Genomic DNA, 21,849 nt, shown 5'->3' with positions numbered 1-21,849 from the left:
AGGGCAAGCTAAACCGCGATGTCGGGCGATAGCGGGAAAATCGGCCAAGCGCCCGCCACGTGGTAGGATGGGCGCGTTCAGCAATTTTTCTCGCTCGCCGGGGGGCGCGCTTCAGGAATGCCTCACGTCATCCTCTTCGTGGACGACGAGCCGGAAGTGCTCGGCCTCTTGCGGCGCACGTTCCCGCCGCAGGATGGCTACGAGGCGCTCACGGCGGGCGGCGCCGAAGAAGCGCTGAAGATCCTCTCCGAGCGGGAGGTCGAGCTCCTCGTCACCGACCAGCGCATGCCGGGCATGAGCGGGGTCGAGCTCGTCTCCGAGGCGCGGCGAAAGCGCCCCGACCTCTGCGCCATCCTGCTCACGGCCTACACCGACCCGCGCGAGCTCGTCGAGGCGATCAACCGTGGCGAGGTCTACCGGTACCTCGTGAAGCCGTGGGAGAGCGCGGATCTCCGCCAGACGGTGGTCCGCGCCCTCGAGCAGGTCCACCTGAAGCGGGAGCACGCGCGCCTGCTCGCCGAGGCGGAGCGCCGGCTCCAGGCCCTCCAGGTCGCCGCGGAGGTGGCCCGGGAGGCGAGCGTCGCGGAGAGCCACACGAGCCTCCTCGAGAGCGTCGTCGAGCGGCTCCCGCGCATCGTCCCGTGCGACGTCGCCGCCGCGCTCTTCGCTCCCCCCGGCAGCGCCCCCCTCCTGCTCCTCAAGCCCGTGGCGCGGCTCTCGGACTCGGCGCTCCTGCAGGTGAAGGAGGACGCGCTCGCCGCCTACGCGGAGCACTCGGGATCACGCCTCGCCGAGTCGTCGCTGCAGATCCGCGTGCTGGGCGGCGCCGGCCGGGCGAGCGCGTTCGGCTCGCGCCTCGCCGTCCCGCTCCAGGTCGACGGCGCCACGGCGGGCGTCGTCCTGCTCGAGAGCGCCGCCCCCGGCGCGTTCGGCGACGGCGACTCGCGCATCCTCGACGTCTTCGTGAACGAGCTCGGCGCGGCGCTGCGGGCCTTCGGCGCCAAGCACGCCGGCGAGCGGCAGCGGCTCGAGCGCGTGGTCGAGTGCATGGCGGACGGCCTGCTCTTCGCCGCGACCGGGTCCGACGAGGTGATCGCGAACCCCGCCGCGCGCCGCATGCTGGGGGCCGCGCTCGAGGGGCCGCTGCCGGTCAAGTGGCTCAAGGACGCGCTCGGCTTCTACCCGTTCGACCTCGTGCGCGGTCTCGAGCCCGATCCGTCGGGCCGCGCGTTCGTCCAGGAGGAGGTGCACCTCCTCGACCGGACGCTCTCGTCGATCGTCTCGCCGGTCGCCGAGCCGGACGGCCGGCTCGCCGGCGTCGCCATCGCCCTGCGCGACGTCACCGAGCAGAAGCGGCTCGAGGAGCGCAAGGAGGAGTTCGTCCAGGTCGTGAGCCACGAGCTGCGCACGCCGCTCACCTCGATCACCGGCGCGCTCGATCTGGTGCTCTCCGGTCTCGCCGGGGACCTGGAGCCGAAGCAGGGGCGCTACCTCCGCATGGCGCGGGAGTCGACCGAGAAGCTGAACGGGCTCGTCGACGACCTCCTCGACCTCGCGCGCCTCGCGAAGGGCAGGCTCGAGATGTCGCCGGAGGTCACGCGCCTCGACGAGCTCGTGCGCGCGACCGTGGAGCGGTACCAGCCAGCCGCCGCGGAGCGCGGGCAGGAGGTCGCCGTGGAGACCCCGCCCGCCCCGGTGCGGCTCCTCGCGGATCCGGGCCGCGTGGGCCAGGTGCTGTCGAACCTCCTCACGAACGCCATCAAGTTCGCGCCCGAGAACAGCGTCATCCGCGTGCGGCTCTTCCGCTCGCCGGCGCTCCCGGGGATGCTGGGGCTGTCGGTCTGGAACGCCGGCGAGGCGATCTCCGAGCCCGACCTGGAGCGGATCTTCGAAAAGTTCGAGCAGGCGCGCACCGATCGCAACCGGCGCGTGCGCGGCACGGGGCTCGGGCTCTCCATCTGCCGCGGCATCGTCGAGGCGCACGGCGGCGCGATCTGGGCGGAGAGCCCGGGCGACGGCGTGCGCTTCGTGGTCGTGCTGCCGGAGGAGCCGCCCGCGACGCCGGTCGACCGCGGGCCGATCGCGGCCGAGGCGCCGCTCGTCCTCGTGGTCGACGAGCCCGACGCGGCGACGCTCACCCGCGGCGTGCTGGAGGCGCGGGGGATGCGGTGCCACGCGACGAGCGATCCCCACGAGGCGCTCGCGGAGGCCCGCCGCCGCCGCCCGCGCCTCGTCGTGTACGACCCGCGGGTCGTCACGCTCGCGGGCGTGCCCCTCGCGGACATCCTGCGCCACGACGCGGACACGCGGCAGGCGGCCGTGCTCGCCTTCGCCGACCCGAGCCAGCGCGAGGCGGCGTTCCGGGCCGGCGCGGAGGCGTTCGTGACGAAGCCTTCCTTGCCCCCGGTGCTCGCCGCCGCCGCGGAGCCCTTGCTCCGGCGGGGGCGGCCTGCCGGCGGGCGCGTGCTCGTCGTCGACGACGACCCCGCCATCCGCGCCATCTCGGCGGAGGTGCTCGCGAGCCAGGGCTACGAGGTCCTCGAGGCGGACACCGCCGCCGAGGCCCGCCGCATCGTGCAGGAGAAGCGGCCGCAGCTCCTGCTCGTCGACGTGCAGCTGCCGGACGGGAACGCCTTCGCGCTGCTCGAGGGGCTCGCCGAGGAGCGCGCCTCCGAGCCCTTCGCGGTCGTGTTCCTCTCCGCGCGCGGCGAGACCGCCGACAAGGTGCGCGCGCTCCGGCTCGGGGCCGACGACTACCTCACGAAGCCCTTCGACGCGCAGGAGCTCGTCGCCCGAGTCGACGCCGTGCTGCGCCGGCGCGAGGCGACCCTCCACGCCTCTCCGATGACGCGGCTGCCGGGTGGACGCGCCATCGATCAGGAGGTGGAGCGGCGGCTCGGCGGGCGCGTCCCGTTCGCGCTCACCTACGTCGATCTCGACAACCTGAAGGCGTTCAACGACCACTACGGCTACGCCAAGGCCGACGGCGTCATCATCCAGACGGCGGGCATCCTCCGGCACGCGGTGACCGAGCACGGCGGCGAGGCCGCGTTCCTCGGGCACATCGGGGGGGACGACTTCGTCGTGCTCACCGCGCCCGAGCGCGCCGGGGCGGTGTGCCGGGAGATCATCTCCACCTTCGACCGCGTGATCCCGCTGTACTACGACCGCGAGGATCGCGAACGCGGCTTCATCGAGGCGGCCGATCGCTTCGGCGTCCCGCGCCAGTTCCCGATCCTGTCGCTCTCCATCGCGACCGTCGTCGCGCCCCCCGGTCGGTACGCCGCCCACGCGGACGTCGCCCGCGCCGCCTCCGAGCTGAAGGAGCGAGCGAAGCAGGTGCCCGGCAGCGTCCACCTCTGCGACGACCCGGCCGCCACGGCGGGCCCGGTCGTCGTCGCCGGGGGCGCCACGGGCGGCGGCGGGGCGGCGGCATGACGCTGCAGCGCAAGCTCGCGCTCGTCCTCCTCGCAGCCTCGCTCGCACCCGTCGTCGGAGTCGGCTTCCCGATCGCGGCGTGGGCCCAGCGCGAGCTCGTCCGCCGCACGTCCGCGGAGCACCTCGCCCGCGCTCGCTCCGGCGCGGCGAGCGTGGCCGCGGAGCTCGCCCAGATCGACGCGACCCTCGGCGCGGCGGCGGAGAGCTGGCGGCCCGACCGCCTCGACGAGGCCGAGCGGCGCTGGCTCCTCGTCGTCCTCTCGCGCCAGCTCCCGGCCGCGGAGGCGAGCGCGATCGTGGACGCGAGCGGCAGGACGCGCGCGCTGGTCACGGGGTCGGGGGCGGCGGCGGACGCGTTCCTCGCGGCGGTGCGCGCCGCCGGGGAGCGCGCGCTGCCCGGGCTCGTGCTGCTCGCGTACGACGAGCCCGGGGCGGGCGTGCACCTCGCGGCCGTCCGCGCCCTGCCCGTCCGCGAAGGGCGCACCTGGCTCGTGGGCGTGCGGCTCGGGACGGAGCTCGTGCAGCCGCGGCTCGACGCCGCGGTGCCCGAGGGCGGGGCGGTCTACCTCGTCGACGGGGCGCGAGTGGTCGTCGCGTCCGCGGGCGCGCCCCCGCTCGAGGAGGCGGCGCGCGCGGAGCTCGCGGGCCGGCTCGATCCCGCGCGCGCGGGGACGCTCCAGGGCCGGAGCGCCCTCGCGGCCTGGGCGCCCCTCCGCAATTCCTCGGGGTGGAGCGTCCTCGTCGTGGTCCCCGCGAAGGTCGCGTACGGCTCGATCGTCGGCCTGCGCCACGCGGCGCTCACCGCCTGCGCGCTCGTGGCGCTGGGCGTGCTCGCGATCTCGTTCCTCGTCGTCCGGCGCACGGCGGTCGGCCTCTCGCGCATCGACGCGGCCGCCCGCGCGCTCGGCGCGGGAGAGGTGGCGGTCCGGCTCCCCGCGGACGGGCGCGACGAGGTCGCGGCGGTGTCGCGCACCTTCAACGCGATGGCGGACGAGCTCGGCACCGCCCGCCAGCGGCTCGAGCGCTGGAACGAGGATCTGCAGCGCGAGGTGGAGCTGCGCACGCGCGAGCTGCGCGAGGCCCAGGCGCAGCTCCTCGAGGCCCAGAAGCTCGCCGGGATCGGCCAGCTCGGCGCGGGCGTCGCGCACGAGATCAACAACCCGCTCACGGGGATCCTCGGGAACGCGCAGCTCCTGCTCGAGGCGATGCCCCCCGGGCACCCCGACCGCGAGTCGCTCGAGAAGATCGAGACGCTCGCCCGGCGCTGCCGCGACATCACCCAGAAGCTGCTCCGCTTCAGCCAGCAGCGCCCCGAGCCCGACTTCCGCGACCTCGACGCGAACCGGGTGGTCGCGGAGTCGCTCGCGCTCGTCGAGGGGCACCTCCGCGAGGCGGGCATCCCGATCGACGTGTCGCTCGCCTCGCCCCCGCCGCGGGTGCGAGGGGATCCCGGCCACCTCGCGCAGGTCGTGCTGAACCTGCTCTCGAACGCGCGGACCGCGTGCCTGGGGAGGCCTGGCGGCGCGATCCGGATCGCGACGCGGAGCTCCGGGGGCGAGGTCGAGATCGTGGTGCAGGACGAGGGGAAGGGGATCGCCCCGGAGCACCTGCCGCGCATCTTCGAGCCGTTCTTCACGACGAAGGATCAGTGGAGCAACGTCGGGCTGGGGCTGTCGGTCTCCTACCGGATCGTCGCGGAGCACGGCGGCCGGATCGACGTGGAGAGCCGGACGGGCGACGGGAGCACGTTCACGGTGCGGCTGCCGGCGGCAGGCTCCTCCGCGGCGACGGCGGCGTAGGGTCATGGACGACCGGCGCGAGCGCACGATCTTCTGGACCCTCGTCGCGGCCCTGCTGGCGGCCACCGGCGGCGCCTACGCGCTCATCCTCGGCCCGCCGCCGGGGGAGCGCGACCCCGTCGTCGTCCTCGCCGACGAGCCGCCTCCTCCGCGGGCAGGTCCGGAGGGTCCCGCCCCGGCTCACCCGTCGCCGGGCCGGCTTCGCCTGGCGGTCGCGGAGGTCGTCGGTGACGTCGCGCTCGTCCGCGGCGGCGTCGCGGCCCCCGCCCGGACTGGCGACGCGCTGCAGCTGGAGGACGCGCTCGTCGCGAGCGCGGGCGCGCGCGTCAGGATCTCGGGGGGATCGTACGGGGTCGTCCTCGAGGAGGCCGGCCAGCTCGAGGTCGGGACGGCGTCGGCCGAGCTCGCGCTGCTGCGCCTGGGCGCCGGATATCTCAGCGCGACCGTCGCGGGAGGCGCGCTGGAGATCGCGGCCGCTCCGGGCGCGTCGGTGCGGAGCGAGCGCGGCACCCTCTCGGTCGCGCGGCAGGGCGGCTCCCTCGCGGTCGCCGTTCGCGAGGGCGGCGCCGTGCTCGGCGCCGCCGGCGGCGCGGTCGCGCTCACGGCGGGTCAGCAGTCGCTCGCGCTCGAGGGGCGACCGCCGCAGGCCGCGACCTCGATCGCGTCATCGCTGCCCCTCGAGGTGAGCTGGCCCGCCCTGCGCAGGACGAACCGGGGCAGCGTGGTCGTGACCGGCCGCACGGCGCCCGGGGCGATCGTGGTGATCGGCGGCGCCTCCGTGAAGCTCGAGCCGGACGGTCGCTTCACGCACGTGATCGTGCTGCACGAGGGTGAGCAGCGCCTCGCCGCGCATGCGCGCGCGGTGGGCGGGCTGGAGGCGGCGGCGCACGGGCCGATGCTGGTGCTCGACACGCACGCGCCGGACGCCCGCTTCGACACGCAGGATCTCTGGGAAAAGCCGTAGCGCCGGCCTCGCCCCGCCGTTCGGCGGTATCTCACCTTTCCCCACGAGTCCGACGAAACCCATCGCCCGGTCGGTGACCTGGGGTGGGTTGGGGCGGACAGGGGGTCGCGATATCCTCCGATATCCACCTCGGGGGAAGCTTGCTCACTCGCAGCCACATCGCCGGCCTCGCGCTGGCGCTCGCGGTGCCGTCCGCCGCGGTCGCGGCGCCCGGCGGAACCTTCACCTGGATCGCGACGGGCCCTGGCGATCAGCGCGACCCGGCCATCGACGGTCGGTTCGTGGTCTACACCGACGCCGGCGGTACGAGCCGCGACGTGCTCGCGTTCGACCTCCTCACCGGCACGACGCGCGCCGTCGCCGCGGGGCCGGGCGACGCGGATTCGCCGGACGTCGCCCGCTCCGTCGTCGCTTACCGCGTGCCCGCCGGCGTGGCGGTCGCGTACCTCGCCACCGGCGCCCTCCTCCGCGCCGGGTCAGAGCCGGGCGCGGCGGCGCCGTCCGTGTCCACCTCCGTGGTGGCCTGGGAGGAGGGCGCGCCGGGCGAGCGGGACATCGGCTTCTTCGCGTTCGGAGGCGGGACGGCTCGCGAAGGCACCCTCGCCGCCGCGGGAGACCAGCGCCAGCCGGCCGTGAGCGGCACCTCCGTCGCCTTCGTCGACGACGCCTCGGGCGGCGCGGTCCGGCTGGAGGACGTCGCGCGGGGCGAGTCGAGCGTCGTCTGCGAGGGGCGAGCGACGGGCGTCGCGATCGACGGCGGCCCCGGAGCGCTCCGGATCGCCGTCGCGCGGGCGACCACGGGCGTGGACGCGGACGTCGAGGTCTACGACGCGGGCGGGGCGCTGCTGGCGGCGCTGCGCCTGCCCGGCGAGCAGCGCCATCCGCGCCTGTCGGGCGACTGGGTCGCGCTCGAGGATCTCTCCACCGGACGCTCCCGGGTGCTGCTCTGGAACTTTCGCACGGCGTTCCTCGACGTGCCGCGTCCATCCACGGCGGAGCAGCTCCTGGGCGACGTCTCGGGCGACGCCGACGCGGTCCGGGTGACCTTCGCGGAGCGCAGCGCGGACGGGCTCGACGTGGGGCTCTACACGCTGCCGCTCGCGCTCGCGGGCGGCGGGGGAGCGACGATCCCGCGTGGCGCGCGCTGCGACGACCCCGCCGCGGAGGTGCTCGCGGAGCTGGCGCTGTCACGCGCCCCCGGCGCGCGCGTCGAGGGCGAGCTCGCCTTCTCGGACGGGGCCGGCGCCGATCTGCCGGTCCTCGTCTGCATCGACGCGTCGCGCATCACCGCCGCGTGGGTCGCGCTGGACGGCGATCGCCTCGCCGGTACGGCGGACCTCCTCGGCGACCGGGCGCACCTCGAGCGCAGGACCGTCGCGCGCGGGGGCGCCGGCCTGCTCTCGGGCGGCCTCTCGGGGAGCCGCGGGGCGTCGCTGCGGGTGCGGGTGCTCGCCGATCGCGCGCGCGATCCAAATGACGGCGACGCGGGCCCTCCGGAGGCGCCGCCGCCGCCCGCGGAGCCACCCGTCGCCGGTGAGCCTCCGCCCGACTCCGACCCCGGCCCCGGCCCCGGCCCGGTCGAAACGGGCACCCCGGGAACGGACGGCGGCGGGGCTGGCCCGAAGGCGCCGCCTCCAGGCTCGGGTTGCGCGAGCGGGGGCGGCACCGGTGGGCTCGCGCTCGCGGGCGCCCTGGCGCTCGTGCGGCTGCGGCGCCGCGCGGCGCGAGACTGACGGGAGCCGACGTGGCTGCGCTGCTCGCGCTCGCGCTCGCTGCGGGAGGCATCCTCCTCCCGCCCTGGCCGCTCTCGCCCGACGGCGAGCTCGTGGCGGTCCAGGGCGGCGGCGAGCTGTCCGCGGAAGGCGCCGCCGTCGCGCCTGCCGGAGAGGGCCTCTGGCGCGTCACTCCGGCCGCGGACGCGCGGCGCGTCGCGCTCGCGGCGGGTGGCGCGCGAGCCTCCGCGGAGGTGGGGCCGCCGCCCGGCGAGATCGCCATCAGCGCCGAGCCCGAGCTGCCGGTGAAGGGCAGGGACGCGACCGTCGCGATCGCGCTCGAGGTCCGCGGGCCCGACGGCGCTCCCGACGTCGAGGCGCCCGCGCCCATGCTCGTCGCCTCGCCAGGGCACGTCTCCGCGCCGGTTCCCGCGGGGCCCGGGCGCTGGCGCGCGACCTACGAGCCGACCGCCGGCGCCGTGCCCGAGGTCGCGGCGATCCTCGCCCTCGCGCCGCGCTGCCCGCTCTGCCCGACGCCCCGGGCGATCGGCGGCGTCGCCATCCCGATCGCCGCGGCGGTGGAGCTCCCCGGGGAGGCCGAGCCCGGCACCCGGACCACGGTCGTCGTTGGCGGCCGCGCGTTCGGCCCGGCGCGGGCGGACCGTCGCGGCCGCTTCAGGATCCCACTCGTCGTCCCCCCGGGCGTGCGGAAGGCGCGCGCGATCACCCTCGATCCGGCGGGGAACCGCAGCCGGACGGAGCTCGACCTGCGACTGCGCGGAGAGGCGCGGCTCGTCTGCCTCGCGTTCCCGCCCGCGCTGCCCGCCGACGGCGCGAGCGAGGCCTCCCTGCACTGTCTCGCCGCGAACCCGCGCGCCGAGCTCGACCCGGAGGCGCCCCTCGCCGCCGCAGCGCGCGCGGGCACGGTGGGTGCCGTCGTGCCATGGCGCGGGGCGCTGCAGCGCGCTCGCTACCGTGCGCCCGCGGGCGGCGCGGGGAAGGACGACGCGGTGGTGGTGCGGCTCGCGCGCGTGGCGGAGACCGCGGTCCCGGTGGCGCTCGTCGCGGGTGCGCCGGAGCGGATCGACCTCGCCCTCGCGCGAGAGCCGGTGCCACTCGGCGCCACCGTGCCCGCCCAGGCGACCGTGCGGGACGCCCGCGGCGATCTGCTGGGCCACGCCGTCGGTCCGCCCCGCGCCGAGGCCGGGCTGCTCGTGTGGGATCGCTTCGTCGCGCCGCGCGCGTCCGCGGACTGGAAGTTCCGGGCGCCGCTGCGCTTCGAGCTCCCGCCCGGACGAGAGGCCGCGACCCTCACGCTGCGGCGCGACGGGAGCCGCTGGATCGCCACCGCCCGGACAGTGGACGCGCGCCCCGCCGCCGGCGTCGCGCTGCGGTTCGGCTCCGGCGAGGGCGCCGTGACGGACGCGCGCGGCGAGGCCAGCGCGCGGGCGCGGGGCCCCACCGAGACCGTCACCGCGCCGGGTGGGGCGCGTGCGGCGGGCTGGGCCGGGGCCGTGCCGGTGGTCCCCACCTTCGCCGTGGCCCGCGAGGTCGAGGTGGCGCTCCGTCCGGCCTCGCCGGTGAACGTGGTGGCGCAGCTCGAGGGACGTACCATCGCCTGGCGGATCGAGGACGCCGACGGTCGTCCGCTCCCCGGACGGCGGGTCGTGCTTCGCGCGCGCGGGGTGACCGTGGGACCGGCGGAGCCCGCGGGCGACGGCGGCCGCGCGGCCATCGCCGAGGGTGCGGGGACCGTGGCCGTCGTGGACACGGAGACCGGCGTCGCGGCCGTGCTGGAGGTCGGTCCTTGATCCGCGCGCTGCCCTGGCTCGCGGCGCTCGTGCCGGCGGTTGCCCTCGCCCAGGCGGTGAGCTTCGGCGCGGCGCGCGAGCCGGGTGGGGCGGTGCTCGGGCGCGTGTGCGTGGATCTCGATGGCGACGGCCGCTGCGGCGCGGACGAGCCCGGGGTGGCGGGCGCGCGCGTGCTCTCCGAGGACGGTGCCATCGCGATCGCCGACGGTCGCGGGGGCTATCACCTGCTGGAGGTGCCCGGCCGGATCGTGCTCCGCGACCGGACCGCGTACGGGGGGCACCTCGTGACCGCCGAGGGGCTCGGCGCGAGCCGCGCCTTCGAGCTCGGGTTCGCGGGCGCCGCCGCGGTCGATCTCGCCGTGCCCTCTCCTCGGGCCGCCGCGCCGACGCTCGAGCCCGCGCCGCCGGACGACCCGCGCGCGTCTCGCGCGCCGCCCCCGCGCCAGGACGGGCGCCTCGGGTGGACGCTCGATGGCCGCGCCGCGCCCGGCGCGACGGTGACGGTCGCGGGCGTGCGCGCCGAGGTCCAGGAGGACGGCACGTTCCACGCCGAGGTCGAGCTCGCTCCCGGCGACAACGCCTTCCCCGTCGTGGTGCGCTCGGCCGACGGCGGGCTCTCGGTGTACTCGTGGACCGTCCAGCGAGTCGCGCGGGCGCGCGGCGGGAACCTCGTCCTGCCCGTCGCGCCGGTGCGCGTGGCGGCGCTGGCGGTCGGCGCCGCCGCGGGCGGCGGCGTGCTCGTGCTCGGGTCCGTCCCGCGGGGAGCGCGGGTGGTCGTCGCGGGGATCGTGCCGGCGCCGCTCCGCTCCGGCGCGTTCGCCGCCTTCGCCCCGCCCGGCGCTGCGGCCGCGACGCTCGAGCTGCGAACCGGCCATGCGCCGCCGCTCGTCGTCCCGCTGCCGCTCCCCGGCGGGAGCGGGCTCCGCGCAGGGGTGGCGCTCGCGGAGCTGGAGCTGTCGCTCGGCGGCGACGCGGGGTTCCTCGTCACGGCGCGGGGGGCCGGGACGGCGGCGGGGAGGGCCGGCCCGGTGGAGTACGCGGCGGGTCTCGACCTGGACGATCGAGAGGGATCGCTCGCGGACCTGGCGCGGCCTCGCGACGCGCTCGCGGCCGAGCACGCGCTCGATCCGGAGCGGACCTTCCTCACGGCGGGCGACGACTCCGCCGCCGACGACCGGAACCCCGGCCGCGGCCGCATCTGGGCGCGCGTGGAGGCGCCCGGCGCGAGGCTCGACCTCGGCAAGAGCCGCGCCGGGCTCACCGGCGCGGAGCTCGGGCGCTACGATCGCGCGCTCTTCGGCGCGAAGGCTCGCGGCGAGCGGGAGCTCGGGCCGCTGCGCGTCGAGGCGAGCGCCTTCGGCGCGACCCTGCGGACCGACGCCGGCGGGAACGCGCCGCCGCAGGTGGCGCACGACGTGCTCGCCGCCACCGGCGGTGCGTTCTTCTGGCTCTCCCACGGAGAGATCGTCCCGGGGAGCGAGGCCGTGCGCGTCGAGTGGCGCGATCCCCTCACCGGCCTCGCGAGCGGCGGGCGCGTGCTCGTCCGCGGCGAGGACTACGAGGTGGACTGGGCGAGCGGCAGGATCGTGCTCGCGCATCCGCTCTCGTCCGCCGCGGCGCCGCCCGTGCTCGCGACCGGAGAGCCGTTCTCGGCCCAGCGCGCGATCGTCGTCGTCGACTATCAACACGCCGCGACCGGTCCCGGCGGGGAGGACCTCGCCGGCGGCCGGGTCGGCGCGGCGGCCGGACCGCTCACGCTGGCCGTGCATGGCGCGAACGAGGAGCGCGCCGGCGGCTACCGCCTCGCCGCCGGGGCGGCGTCGCTCGACCTCGGTGCGCCGCTCCTCCTCCGCGCCGAGGCGGCCCGGAGCCGGGGCACGCCCTTCGGCGAGGCGGCGGGGAGCGCGTTCGGGAGGAGCGCGGACGGCGGGATCATCTTCGCGCCCGTGGCGGCGGGCGAAGGCGAGGCCGGCGCGGTGCACGTCGAGGCGCAGGGCGCCATCGGGCCGGGGCGGTACGCGGCGTGGTGGCGCGAGCGCGAGGCGGGCTACGTCGACTTCGAGTTCGCCGAGCCGGTCGCCGCGCGCGAGCGCGGGGTCGAGGCCGGGGGGCACGCCGGGATCTTCACCGCCACCGCCATCTACGCGGAGCGCGAGGGCGCGGGTCCGGCGGAGGAGGGCGACGCCACGCCGAACGAGGCGCGGCGGCTCGTCGGCCGCGGGACGGCGCGGGTGGGCGGCGTCGCGCTCACCGCCGAGGCGGCGCACGCGCGGCTCGTCGCGCCCGAGCCCGGCGAGGAGACGTCCGCGGGCGTTCGCGCGAGCTGGCGCGCCGCGCCGGGCCTCTCGCTCGACCTCTCCCACCACCAGGGGCTCGCGGTCTCGGGCGCCGGCCGCGATCCCACCTTCACCGCCGCGGGCGCGACGGTGCACCGGGGCGACGGGCGGCTCTCGGTGCGGGGCGGGTGGGGCCCCGAGCTCGGCCCGCGGGTGCTCGTGGGCGGAGAGCGCGGCCGCGACGGCGAGGCGGTGTACGGCACCTACACCGTGGATCCCGACGCGCCCTCGGCGTTTCGCGAGGCGGGGAGCGCCCTCGGTGCCCGCCGCCGCGCCGGCGCGACGGAGGTGTTCACGGAGGAGCAGTTCGTGCGCGACGCGCTCGGGCTCCGCGCCGCCCGCGTGGTGGGCGCGAGCGTCTCGCCGCTCCGTGGTTTCACGCTCACGGTGACCGGCGAGCGCGGGGCGCGGCTCCGACCGGACGGGAGCGACCTCGAGCGGTCGGGGGCCGGCGGCGCCGCGGCGCTCGTCCGCGGGCCGGTGCGGCTCGCGCTCCGCGGCGAGGCCCGGCGCGACGGGGGCGACGCTCGGGTGGCGACGGGTGGGGCCGCGGAGTGGAGCGCGCTCTCCCGGCTCACGCTCTCGACCCGCGCCGCCTGGGCGCACGCCGCGGGCGCGCGCGAGGCGCTCGCGTTCGAGGCCGCCGCCGGCGCGGCGCTCCGGCTCGAGCGCGCCGGGATCCTCGTCAGCCTCGCGCGGCTCGCCGATCAGCGCCCGGGCGCGATCCGGCGCGACGCGCTCGTGGGACGCCTCGCCGGGACGGCCGACGTGGCCGAGCGCCTCTCGCTCGGCGCGGGGGCGGCGATCGGGTGGCAGCGCGCGGAGGGCGTACGGGACGAGCGCGCGTCGGGGAGCGTCCGCGCGGTCGTGCGCGTCGGGGGGCCTTTGGACGTCGGCGCGGAGTACGCGCGCCGCGCCTCGCTCGAGGGCCTGCCGATCGGTGATCTCGACGCGGTCCGCGCCGAGGCCGGGGTCCGGGCCGGCCAGAGCCGCATCGCGCTCGGCTACACGTTCCTCGGCTTCTCCGGCGACGGGATCGCGCCCCGGGACGACGGCCGGATCTTCCTGCGCGCCCAGCTCGCCTACGGCCCATGACGCGCCTCCTCTGCACCGCGGTCCTCGCCGCCGTCCTCGCTCCCCCCGCGCGCGCACAGCTCCGGGCCGATCCCATGCGGATCGCCGTCCCCGACGGCCGCGCCGAGCTGGCGGTCGCCCCCATCGCGAGCGACGCGCCCGCGAACGACGTGCTCCTCCTCTCGTCCACCGGCGCCGGGGCGGAGGCGAGGCTTCATCGCCAGCTCGCCGTGGCGGCGGCGCCGGGTCGCCCCGTGGACGCGAGCGCCCGCGACGTGGCCGCCGCGTTCCTCCGCGGCCCCGCCGCGCGCGCGGATCTCGTGTTCGCGCGCGGCGACGGGGTGTCGGTGTCGTGGGGCGCCTCGGCGAGCCCGCTGTGCGTCGTCCCGGGGCTGTTCACCGGGGGCGCGCCCAGCGTGACGGCGGCGCGGCTCCGGGCCGGAGCTGACGTGGCGGTGGCGCCCGTGGGCACCGGCGGCTGGCTCCCCGGCGTGGTCCAGGCGGTGGACGTGAGCGGCTGCAGGCGCGCGGACGCGGCGGCCTGGACGATCGGGGTGGTGCTCTCGCGCGTCGGGCTCGCGGATCAGGTGTACCCGCTGCGGCTCGGGCCCACGGCCCGGGCGCTCGGGCTCGACGATCTCGCGCTGCCCGGGCTCGGAGAGGTGCAGCTCCTCGTGCACGGGCGGGCGCCCGACGCGGGCGTCGGCCTCGCGGGGGTCCACCTGACCGCCGTGAAGGTCGGCGATCACGTCCCCGAGTGGCAGGCGACGTGGCTCCCCTCCGGCGTGCGGCAGGGGGACGTCCAGGGCGTCGCGGCCGTCGACGTCGATCTCGACGGCGTGCCGGAGCTGGTGATGTCGCTCGCCGTCTGGGCGACCGCGCCGGGCGCCACCGGCGCGCTCGTCTCCGTCCGGAACCCCGGCGATCCCGCCGCCCTGGCCACGGCGCCCTGGACGAACCTGACCCGGCGTCCGGAGCTGCAGCCGCTCGTCGATCCCGTCACGCTGCGCGCCGTGGCGATCGACGGCGTCGGCGGCGCGGCTGCGTGGGACCGCAGCCTCGGCGAGATCGTCGTGTTCTGGCCGGAGGGCGGGCGCCTCGCGAGCTGGCGCGGCGACGCGCTCGGCCTCGCGGTGAGGGAGATCGTCGCGGCCGACGTGGTCGGCTCGGGCGCGCCCGACCTCATCGCGCTCGCCGAGGATCCGCGCACCGGCGCGGGCGCGCTCCTCGTCTACCCCGACCTCGCCGACGGCTCGCCCACCGTCGCCTGGGCAGCGGGGAGCCCGGGCGAGTCGGAGCGCGGCGTTGATCACGCGCTCGCGGTGGAGGCCCAGGATCCGGAGGGTCCCGTCTCGATCGAGTGGTTCGTCGGCGCGGGCGCGAGCCCCGCCGGTCTCGGCCCGGCGGTGACGATCCCGGGCGCGCTCCTCTGCGGTCCGGAGGGCGACGTGCCGGTGGTCGCGCGCGCGACGGACGCGGAGGGCGTCTTTCGAGAGGTGGCGGGGACGGTGAAGGTGCGGCTCGCCGCGCCGCGCCTCGCCGTGGCGGGCGGGCCGGGGCACGAGGCGATCGCGCTCGCGCCCGGCGGGGCGGGGGCGGTGCTCGAGGGCGAGGCGTGGAGCGGCTGCGGGCGTCCGGTGCGCTTCACCTGGACGACGAGCGGGTTGCCGGCGGGCGCCCTGCGAACGCTCGACGCCGGTCCGACCGAGTCCCGGCGGGCGCTGGAGCTCCCCGAGGCAAGCTACCCCTCCGTCCTCGCGGGCGCGCCTGCCGTCACGCTCGTCGCTTCCGACGACACGGGCGTCACGAGCCCGCCGGCGACGCTCCCGCTCGTCCTCGACGCGACCGGGCTCGTCGAGGTCACCCACGACGCGGACGCGGCGGCGCTCGCCCGGGGAGAGGTGGCGATCCTCCGCACGCGGCTCCGCAGCCGGATCTCCGCGGCGTTGCCGCGCGTGCGGATCGTGGACGTGCTGCGCGGGGTCGCGCCGGTCGGGGCGCCGCGCGTGAAGGGGGCCCACGCGGCGGAGGTGGCCGCCGGGGGCGCCGAGCTCGTGCTCGACGCGCTGCCCCCCGCAGGCGGAGAGGTGACCATCGAGCTGGCCGTGAGCGGCGACGGGGGTCCGGGCGGCTCGGCGGTGGAGGTCCGCTCCGAGGGCGGACACCTCCTCGCGCCGGCCGCGGCGGCGAGCGACGGCGGCGCGCGGCTCCCGGGCCGCGGCTGCGCCTCTGGCGGTGGCGGCGGCGCCGCCTCGCTGCTCGCCGTCGCGGGGCTCGCGCTCGGGCGGGCGCGGGGCGGTCGGGACAGGCGGGCGCGCCGGCGCGTCACATGAAGCCGATGCGGCGGGTCCCTGCGAGGACGCGCGCGACCTCCTCGAGGACGCGCATCACCCGGCACGCCTGGAGGAACGCGAGCGCATCGCGCTCCGGCACCTCCGAGAGGCGGACGAGGTCCGCGACCGACTTCGTGCCGTCCGCGAGGGCGAGGAGCTTCGCCTCCTCGCGCCGGAGCTTCAGGGCGTAGAGCTCGAACGCCGGATCCGGCGACGGCGCGAGGTGGACGTGCGAGGGGAGCTCCTCTCGCAGGCGCGAGAGCGTCGCCGCGCGGCGCATGCCCTCGAGGACCAGGTCCGCCATGGGGAGCCGCAGGTCGAGCCGGTCCGGCGGCGGCCGCCCGGGCTGGAACGCGTAGCGTCCCTCGCGCCACTCGAACGTGGACCACACGATCGCGCGGACCTGCGCCTGGACGATCTCCAGGCGCCTCCCGGCGGAGACGAGGCCGCGCGAGACGAGCGCCGCGCCGAGCCGCTCCTCCGGCGCGGCGCGCGCCATCGTCTCGATCGCCTCGGCCGTGGCGTCGCCCAGCCGGACGCAGATCGCGCCGAAGCGCTCCGCCGCCACGTTGGAGGCCGCGTACACGGGCACGCCGCGCTCGACGAGAAGGAGCTTCCGCACCGGGCCGCGCTCCAGGGTGAGCGCGCCGGTGGCCTGGCCCACGTGGAGCGCGACGCACAGGCGCGGCACGCTCGCCTCGGAGAGCTCTCCGCTCGGCCGGGGCGGCGCGTCGAGCGACGGGACGCGCGCGGAGGAGCCGGCGGGGAGGGGCAGCGCGAGCCCCGCGAGCAAAGCCGGTGTCGCGCCGGCCGCGTCCTCGCCGGCGAAGGAGGCGGCGATCGCGTCGGGCACCTCGTGGCGCTCGAGCGGGCGCGCCCCGGTGACCTCGTCGGGCGCAGGGGCGTCGAGCGCCGGCGCCTCGGCGCCCACCGCCCGCGCGACCGCGGCGACGAGCGACTCCACCTCGAAGGGCTTCTCGAAGAAGTCCCGCGCGCCCAGCCGCCGGACCTCCTCGGCGGCGCGGGTGCCACGGTGCACGCCCGAGACCACGATCGCGGCGACGCCCGCGCGCGCGAGCGCGTCGATGAGCTCGTTGCCGCGGACGTCGGGGAGCGGGAGATCCAGGACGGCGGCGTCCGGGGCACGTTCGGCGACGGCGGCGAGCGCTGCCCGCCCGGACTTCACGCCCGCGACCTCGCCGCCGAGCCGCGCGGCCGCGCCGGCGACGATCGCGGCGAGCTCGCGATCCTCGGCGACGAGCAGGAGACGCTTGCCGGAGAGGGGGCCTCGCACGTTGCGCGGCAATCTATCACGCACCGGGCGTGGCGCCTCGTCCGAGGCGGCGCTAACCTCGCGCCGTGCCGCTCGCCTTCCACCACCTCGCGATCCAGTGCGCCGACCTCGACCGATGCGAGACGTTCTACCGGGACCTGCTGGGCCTCCCCGTGCTGAAGCGGTGGCCGCGCGAGGAGGGTGGCGGGGACCGGAGCGTGTGGCTCTCGGTAGGAGAGGGTGAGGGGGCGTTCCTCGCGCTCGAGCGGGCGGAGGAGCGGCCCGAGCAGCGCCCGTGGCGGGACGGCCGGGCGGGGCTGCACCTGCTCGCGCTCCGCATCTCCCCGTCCGAGCGGGGCGCCTGGGAGGACCGGCTCGACGAGGCGGGTGTGCGCGTGATCCACCGCACCCGCTGGACGATCTACTTCCACGATCCGGAGGGGAACCGGATCGGGCTCACGCACTACCCGCACGACGTCTGACGGCCGCGGCGGCTCCGCGGTAGGAGAGAGAGGTGCTCTTCGACCGCCGCCGCTACCACCGCGACAACTACGTCTACCTGCTCGCCGAGGGGGACGACGCGGTCCTGGTCGATCCGGGCGACGCGCGGGTCGCGCTCGCGCTCGCGGCGGACCACGGCGTCCGCCCGCGCTTCATCCTCCACACGCACGGTCACGCCGACCACACCGGCGGCTCGGCCGAGGTGCGCGCAGCGCTCGGCGCCCCCGCGGTCGAGGTCTACGGCCACGGCGGCGACGCGGCGTGGTTCGCGCCGGACGTGGAGGTCTCCGGCCGCCGGACGCTCTCCCTGGGCGCGGTGCGGGTAGACGTGCATGCGGCGCCGGGGCACACGCCGGGGTCGGTGCTGTACGCCTGGCGCGGCAAGCTCCTCACCGGCGACACGCTGTTCTGGGGAGGCTGCGGCAACTGCCGGCACGGCGGGGATCCGGCGCGGCTCGCGGAGAGCTTCCTCGGGACCCTCGCCGCGCTCGACGGCGCGCTCGAGGTCCACCCCGGCCACGACTACGCGGAGGCGAACCTGCCGTTCGCGCTCGCGCTCGAGCCGGGAAATGCCGCCGCCCGCGCCCGGCTCGCGCAGGTCCGGGCGGCGCACGCGGCCGGCGCGGAGCCGCCCGCGTGGACGCTCGCCGAGGAGCGCGCGGTGAACCCGTTCCTGCGCGTGGGCGCGCCCGAGATCCGCGAGGCCGTCGCCGCGCGCGCGTCCGGCGCGACCTACGTGGACGACGTGGCGCGGTTCGTCGCGCTCCGCGCGCTGCGCGACCGGTTCCAGGCGTGATGGGCGCTTCGCGGAAGGGAGGGCACGTGCGCGATGGGCAGGAGAGGGGAGGAGACGGGGAGGCCCGCGAGCCCGGGCCGTACACGCTCGCGAACGGGCTCACCGCGCTCCGGCTCGTGCTCGCGCCGGTGTTCCTCGTCCTCTACGTGAGCGGCGATCGGCTCCGTGCGCTCGCCGCGTTCGCGGCCGCGGCGGCGACGGACGTCCTCGATGGCCTCGTCGCGCGCGCGCTCCGCCAGCACACCCGCCTCGGCGCAGCCCTCGATCCCATCGCCGACAAGGTCCTCGCGGCGTGCGCCCTCGTCGCGCTCGCGGCGACCGGGAGGCTCCCGCTGTGGTTCCCGGTGCTCGTCGTCTCCCGCGACGCGCTGCAGATCGCGGGGGCGGTGCTCCTGCGGACGACCCACCGGCCCGTCCCCATCGCGCCGACGCGCATCGGCAAGTACGCCACGTTCGGGCTCGCCGCCACGGTCGTGTTCGCGCTGGCCGCCGACTACGGCGCCTACCTCCGCGCGGTTACCGGCCCGTACGTGGCGGCCTGGGCCCTCCTCACCGCGCAGTGCGTGGCGGTGTCGTTCGGCCAGTACTTCCTGCTCTTCGTCCGCGCGCTGCGCGCCCCATCACGGTGACCCGGAACGACAGCCGGTCGCTTCCCGGACGAGCGGCCATGAATAACTTACCGGCGGATGCCCTCCCGGAAGCTCAAGCTCGTCATCTCCGACTTCCACCTGGGGAAGGGGCCCTATCGCGAGGACGGCTCGGTCAACGTGTTCGAGGACTTCCGCCAGGACGGGAAGTTCGCCGAGTTCCTCGACTACCACCGGGAGGGCGAGTTCGCGGGCGCCGAGACCGAGCTCATCGTGAACGGCGACTTCTTCAACCTGCTCTCGGTCGACCTCGACGGCCGCCTGCAGGAGGCGATCACCGAGCGCGTCGCGGTCGAGAAGACCGAGGCGATCCTGCGCGGTCACCCGCACGTCTTCGACGCGGTGGCGCGCTTCGCGGGCGACGCCCGGCGGAGCGTCACGTTCCTCATGGGCAACCACGATCCCGGCCTGCTCTTCGCCGGGGTGCGCGAGGTCATCGCGCGGCGCATCGGCGGGACGCACCGCTTCCTCCTCGACGGCTACGACTTCGACGGCGTGCACGTCGAGCACGGCATGCAGCGCGAGCCGATGAACGCCTTCAACCCGAACCGCTACTTCCGCGAGCGCAAGGGCGAGCTGTTCCTCAACCTGCCGCTCGGGTCCCGCTACATCATCTCGGTGCTGAACGAGGAGAAGGCGCAGCGCCCGTACATCGACAAGGTCGCCCCCTTCGCGAGCTACTACCGGTGGGCGCTCCTCAACGACCCCGAGGCGGTCTTCCGCATCTCCCTGCGGTCGATCCGCTTCGCCGCCGCGGCCGCGCTGAAGAAGATCCCCCACCTCGACCCGATGCCGCTCGCCGACCTCGCGAAGCGGCTCGTGCGCTACACCGCGTTCCCCACCCTGGAGCACGAGGCGCGCCACCTCCTCGCGCGCAAGGGCTACCACACCGTGATCATGGGCCACACGCACGTGCCGATCTACCGTGAGTACGCCCGCGACAAGGTCTACCTGAACACCGGCACCTGGAACGCGATGACGTCGCTCGACGTCGGCAACCTGGGGCGAACGGAGCAGCTCACGTACGCCCACGTAGAGTACGTCGACGGCCGCCCCCGCGCCCGGCTCCGCGAGTGGCGGGGGATCGCTCGGCCGGCGGAGGACGTGTTCTTCTGAAGGGTCTTTTCCCGCGCCGAGGGGAGCACTCCGCGGCCACCCCGGCGGCCGTCGCGGGGCACGCTCCGAGCGTTCGCCTTCCCCGTTGACTCCGGCGGAAAGTGGGCTATAAACGCGCCTCGCCGTTGCGGAACAGGCCCGTAGCTCAGTGGTAGAGCACTACCTTGACACGGTAGGGGTCGTCAGTTCAATCCTGACCGGGCCTACAAGGAAAACCAAGGGGTTGGCGGAAACGCCAGCCCCTTTTTTCTTGCCGGCGATCGCGCGGGGTCACACGCGGGGTCACAACGCGGAAGCGTTGCATCCGGGTTCCGACCGCGGACGCGATTCGCACTCGCGCCCGCTCGTCCCGGCGCCTACCGATGCCCGCCGGTCCCGCTCCCTCCATCGCGAGGGCGCGCAATCCTTCACCACCTCTGCCGGCTCACTTGAGAGAGGACAGGTGCGCGCGATGGTCTTAACTAATAGTCACGTCAGAGGAGCCTGCCAAACTCGTCGTCAGCGCCGGTGCGGGCGCGAGAAAGAGGACGGGAATGAACAGGTACCTGATGAAGGCGGCACTCCACGGGATCCCGGGAGCCGATGCGGACGCGGTCATCCGCGCGGCCGAGGCGCGCGGCGTGGAGACGGCGGACGACCACCTCGGCGCGCTGACGCTCGCTGCGATGTTCCCGGAGCATATGCGCGCTCCGCTGTCGCTGACCCCCGCCGAGCGGTTGCAGGTCTTCGAGCGGCTCGTCCTGCTCGACCCCCGGCGCGCGGCCGCGTTCCGGGACGACGTGCCGGGTGCCGACTCGGCTCTGAAGATCGCGACGGAGGCCCGCGACCGCGACCGCGCGGCGATCGACGCGAAGCGCCGGGACGCGGACGCGCGGGCGTGGTCGGCCGAGCGCCGGCTCGTGGAGGCGCGGGAGTCGCTCCGCCTGGAGACGCTCCGGATCCGCGATCTGGAGGCGCAGCGGGGCGGGCCATTCGACATCAGGGCGGCGCTCGACACCGCGATCACCCGCGGCGTGGCGCTCACGCGTGAGGTCCAGGCGCTGGAGACGACGGCGCACGCGGCGAGGGAGGAGTCCGCGCGCCTCACCACGGCGCGGCCGTGAGAGCGTCGGTCGAGGATCCCCGGGTCCATACGGAGCGCGAGCGGCGCTACGTCGCCCGCGAGATCCGGACGACCGAGCAGGTGCTGCGCGCCGTGACGATCCGCATCGGCGAGATCGCGCCGAAGCTGGCGAGCGGCGCGGTCGGGGGCCTCACGACGCCCGACACGTACGCGGCTCTCGTCGAGCGCCAGGGAATGCTCCTGCGTCGGATCGGCGACCTCCGCGCAAGGCTTCATGCGTTGCCCGCGTGATTCGCGGGCCCGGTGCCCCCGGGGGACTCCCCCCTCGCGCCGTCGAGGTGCCCGGGGGCACCGCGTTCATTCGGGAGGTTCGGGAGCCACCCGTGTCTGAGATCCACGATGGCGAGCCCTCGGCGAAGGGCGGCCGCGCGCCCGAAGGCGACGCCCGCCGCTGCACCGCGAACAACCGCGCCGGCGTGAGGTGCGGGCGGTGGGCCGCGCCGGGCATGAGCGTCTGCCACAACCATGGCGCCCGCTCGACGGGCCCGCGCACCGCGGCGGGCAAGCTGCGGTCCCTAGCGGCGGTCGTGAGGCACGGCGGGCGCGCGACGTCGGACCTGTACCGCGAGGCGCTCCGCTCGGCGAATCCGGGCGTCTACGACGCCGCGGGCGGGCTCGACGTCGAGCGCGAGCTACGTCTTGCGCGTGTCCGCCTCGTCGAGGCGTCGCACGGCGCCGACGACGAGACGATCGCGACCCTCCTCGGCGTCGTTGCGCGCCTCGTCGCCGTCCAGGCAGCGATGCAGCGCGAGACGTCCGCCGCCGCACCGCCCGCGCCGTTCCGCCTGACGTTGGAGGTCGTCGAGCCGCGGCGGTTGTCGCCCGTCGCTGAGGCGTCCGAGGCGCCGCCGGACGACCCCGTGGATCCCCCGGTCACGGTCCGCGGTTCTTAGCGACGTACGACGCCAAGTCGCGGTAGTGATACA

Annotated in this window: 15 protein-coding genes and 1 tRNA gene; 15 read left to right on the top strand and 1 reads right to left on the bottom strand. The window is 76.6% G+C overall.

The annotated features are described in order from the left end of the window. Positions 1–117 precede the first annotated feature (117 nt). From MNZ29_RS01590 to MNZ29_RS01560, 7 genes are all read left to right on the top strand, one after another. Entirely contained in the window at positions 118–3,438 is a 3,321-nt protein-coding gene (locus MNZ29_RS01590) for a response regulator (RefSeq protein WP_242352432.1), read from the top strand. Next, positions 3,435–5,237 carry an ATP-binding protein gene (locus tag MNZ29_RS01585; RefSeq protein ID WP_242352430.1) on the top strand — a complete coding sequence of 601 codons (1,803 nt, stop codon included), beginning with the start codon at positions 3,435–3,437 and terminating at the stop codon, positions 5,235–5,237. Before MNZ29_RS01590 ends, MNZ29_RS01585 begins: the two co-directional genes overlap by 4 nt. Before the next feature lie 4 nt (positions 5,238–5,241). Further along, a complete protein-coding gene (locus MNZ29_RS01580) occupies positions 5,242–6,201 on the top strand; it encodes a hypothetical protein (RefSeq protein ID WP_242352428.1) in 960 nt (319 codons plus the stop codon). Positions 6,202–6,341: 140 nt separating this feature from the next. Further along, positions 6,342–7,934, top strand: coding sequence for a hypothetical protein (locus MNZ29_RS01575; protein ID WP_242352426.1), 1,593 nt, complete (start codon positions 6,342–6,344; stop codon positions 7,932–7,934). An 11-nt stretch (positions 7,935–7,945) separates the two neighbouring features. Further along, positions 7,946–9,724: a hypothetical protein gene (locus tag MNZ29_RS01570; RefSeq protein ID WP_242352424.1), complete on the top strand. Its 1,779-nt coding sequence runs from the start codon at positions 7,946–7,948 to the stop codon at positions 9,722–9,724. Continuing rightward, positions 9,721–13,155 carry a hypothetical protein gene (locus tag MNZ29_RS01565; protein ID WP_242352422.1) on the top strand — a complete coding sequence of 1,145 codons (3,435 nt, stop codon included), beginning with the start codon at positions 9,721–9,723 and terminating at the stop codon, positions 13,153–13,155. Before MNZ29_RS01570 ends, MNZ29_RS01565 begins: the two co-directional genes overlap by 4 nt. Further along, positions 13,152–15,467 carry a hypothetical protein gene (locus MNZ29_RS01560; RefSeq protein WP_242352420.1) on the top strand — a complete coding sequence of 772 codons (2,316 nt, stop codon included), beginning with the start codon at positions 13,152–13,154 and terminating at the stop codon, positions 15,465–15,467. The genes MNZ29_RS01565 and MNZ29_RS01560 overlap by 4 nt, the downstream gene beginning before the upstream one ends. Here the strand turns inward: MNZ29_RS01560 and MNZ29_RS01555 are convergent. Next, complete coding sequence (locus MNZ29_RS01555; protein ID WP_242335339.1) at positions 15,460–16,761, bottom strand: DUF4388 domain-containing protein; 1,302 nt, start codon at positions 16,759–16,761, stop codon at positions 15,460–15,462. The genes MNZ29_RS01560 and MNZ29_RS01555 overlap by 8 nt on opposite strands. Before the next feature lie 65 nt (positions 16,762–16,826). Here MNZ29_RS01555 and MNZ29_RS01550 point away from each other — a divergent pair, with 65 nt between their 5' ends. From MNZ29_RS01550 to MNZ29_RS01515, 8 genes are all read left to right on the top strand, one after another. After that, entirely contained in the window at positions 16,827–17,222 is a 396-nt protein-coding gene (locus MNZ29_RS01550; RefSeq protein ID WP_242335337.1) for a VOC family protein, read from the top strand. A 32-nt stretch (positions 17,223–17,254) separates the two neighbouring features. Further along, a complete protein-coding gene (locus MNZ29_RS01545; protein ID WP_242335334.1) occupies positions 17,255–18,037 on the top strand; it encodes a hydroxyacylglutathione hydrolase C-terminal domain-containing protein in 783 nt (260 codons plus the stop codon). 26 nt (positions 18,038–18,063) lie between these two features. Further along, positions 18,064–18,666, top strand: coding sequence for a CDP-alcohol phosphatidyltransferase family protein (locus tag MNZ29_RS01540; RefSeq protein WP_242335331.1), 603 nt, complete (start codon positions 18,064–18,066; stop codon positions 18,664–18,666). 57 nt (positions 18,667–18,723) lie between these two features. Next, positions 18,724–19,800: a metallophosphoesterase gene (locus MNZ29_RS01535; RefSeq protein WP_242335328.1), complete on the top strand. Its 1,077-nt coding sequence runs from the start codon at positions 18,724–18,726 to the stop codon at positions 19,798–19,800. 134 nt (positions 19,801–19,934) lie between these two features. Continuing rightward, positions 19,935–20,006 (top strand) — tRNA-Val (locus MNZ29_RS01530). A gap of 327 nt (positions 20,007–20,333) precedes the next feature. Next, positions 20,334–20,903: a hypothetical protein gene (locus tag MNZ29_RS01525; RefSeq protein ID WP_242352418.1), complete on the top strand. Its 570-nt coding sequence runs from the start codon at positions 20,334–20,336 to the stop codon at positions 20,901–20,903. Continuing rightward, positions 20,900–21,154, top strand: a complete 255-nt coding sequence (locus MNZ29_RS01520) for a hypothetical protein (RefSeq protein WP_242352416.1) — start codon at positions 20,900–20,902, stop codon at positions 21,152–21,154. The genes MNZ29_RS01525 and MNZ29_RS01520 overlap by 4 nt, the downstream gene beginning before the upstream one ends. Positions 21,155–21,246: 92 nt before the next feature. Continuing rightward, entirely contained in the window at positions 21,247–21,816 is a 570-nt protein-coding gene (locus tag MNZ29_RS01515) for an HGGxSTG domain-containing protein (protein WP_242352414.1), read from the top strand. The last annotated feature ends 33 nt before the right edge of the window (positions 21,817–21,849 follow it).

The sequence above is a fragment of the Anaeromyxobacter sp. SG64 genome (genome assembly GCF_022690745.1).
Classification (GTDB): Bacteria; Myxococcota; Myxococcia; order Myxococcales; family Anaeromyxobacteraceae; genus Anaeromyxobacter; species Anaeromyxobacter soli.
The sequence above is the reverse complement of the archived record's forward strand: the minus strand, read 5'-3'. Positions and strand labels throughout refer to the sequence as shown.

Excerpts from the sequence above, each read along its gene's own strand:
- MNZ29_RS01590 (WP_242352432.1), top strand. The coding sequence starts at position 118 with ATGCCTCACGTCATCCTCTTCGTGGACGACGAGCCGGAAGTGCTCGGC.
- MNZ29_RS01585 (WP_242352430.1), top strand. The coding sequence starts at position 3,435 with ATGACGCTGCAGCGCAAGCTCGCGCTCGTCCTCCTCGCAGCCTCGCTC.
- MNZ29_RS01560 (WP_242352420.1), top strand. The coding sequence starts at position 13,152 with ATGACGCGCCTCCTCTGCACCGCGGTCCTCGCCGCCGTCCTCGCTCCC.
- MNZ29_RS01535 (WP_242335328.1), top strand. The coding sequence starts at position 18,724 with ATGCCCTCCCGGAAGCTCAAGCTCGTCATCTCCGACTTCCACCTGGGG.
- MNZ29_RS01525 (WP_242352418.1), top strand. The coding sequence starts at position 20,334 with ATGAACAGGTACCTGATGAAGGCGGCACTCCACGGGATCCCGGGAGCC.
- MNZ29_RS01580 (WP_242352428.1), top strand. The coding sequence starts at position 5,242 with ATGGACGACCGGCGCGAGCGCACGATCTTCTGGACCCTCGTCGCGGCC.